The organism is Actibacterium sp. 188UL27-1, assembly GCF_016901225.1.
Taxonomy (GTDB): Bacteria; Pseudomonadota; Alphaproteobacteria; order Rhodobacterales; family Rhodobacteraceae; genus 188UL27-1.
Map to the genome: position 1 here is coordinate 1 of NZ_JAFEUL010000052.1, position 1,202 is coordinate 1,202.

Sequence of the window (1,202 nt, forward strand, 5' to 3'; positions counted from 1 at the left end):
TGACCTGCTCCCCTTAGAGTCCGCTAATTTAGGTTAGCTCTGTTCAGGTTTTGGTCTTCCTTTGACCGGTTAGCATATTCGGCTGGCGTCATACCAGCGAGGCTTGTGTGCGGACGGTGGTTGTTGAAGTCCGCCCGCCAAGCGGCAATTAGATCACGTGCATGGCGCAGGCTGTCGAACAAGTGTTCGTTAAGGCATTCGTCACGCATCCTGCCGTTGAAGCTTTCGACAAACCCGTTCTGCGTCGGCTTGCCGGGCGCGATGTAATGCCAGTCAACCTTACGGTGTTCTTGCCACTTCAGGATGGCATTGGAAGTCAGTTCGGTTCCATTATCGCTGACCACCATGCACGGGTATCCGCGGATCTCAGCAACCCGATCCAACTCGCGGGCAACACGTTCACCCGACAAAGACGTATCCACAACAGCAGCCAAACATTCCCGACTGAAGTCGTCGATGACGTTCAAAATGCGGAAGCGCCGACCGCAGGACAGGCTGTCAGACACGAAGTCCAGAGACCACCGCTGGTTTGGCCCCTGCGGGATTGCCATTGGCGCTCTGGTGCCCACTGCACGCTTGCGACCGCCCCGTTTACGGACTGTTAACCCTTCTTCGCGGTAGATCCGGTACAGCTTCTTCCAGTTCACATGCCAGCCTTCGCGTTTCAGCAGAATGTGCAGCCGACGATAGCCAAAGCGCCGCCGTTCAGACGACAGCTCCTTCAACCGTTCTCTTAGGTCGGTATCTGCAGGTCGCTTGGATGCCCGGCGATAAACACGCGGATCGATGCCCGCTAAGGCACAGGCCCGCGTCTGGTTGTATCGCTTCTCAGTCATGGCCCAGTCCACAGCGCGTCGTCTTGAACCGGGCTTCAAAAGTTTTTTCCCAGCATTTCCTTAAGCGTCGACACGTCCATCATCTGTTCAGCCAGCAGTTTCTTCAGCTTGGCGTTCTCGGCTTCAAGCGCTTTCAGTTTCTTCGCATCAGAGACCTCCATGCCGCCATACTTGGATCGCCACTTGTAAAACGTCGCATCGCTGACACCATGCTTGCGGCATAGATCAGCAGCGGTTGCGCCCGCCTGATGTTCTTTCAATATCCCGATTATCTGTTCTTCACTGAAACGGCTTCTCTTCATCATCTGTCTCCTTCTTGGAGAACAGGCTAACCAAAAACACCGGACATTTCAGGGGAGCAGGTCA

General features: G+C 55.1%; 1 protein-coding gene. It reads right to left on the minus strand.

Features of this window, described 5'->3' with window-relative positions; translation table 11 throughout:
* Window positions 1-23: 23 nt before the first annotated feature.
* A protein-coding gene (locus IU397_RS23145; protein ID WP_204417983.1) for an IS3 family transposase occupies window positions 24-1,138 on the minus strand; the annotation gives its coding sequence in 2 pieces (ribosomal slippage) (window positions 24-889 and window positions 889-1,138; 1,116 coding nt in all).
* Window positions 1,139-1,202: the final 64 nt, after the last annotated feature.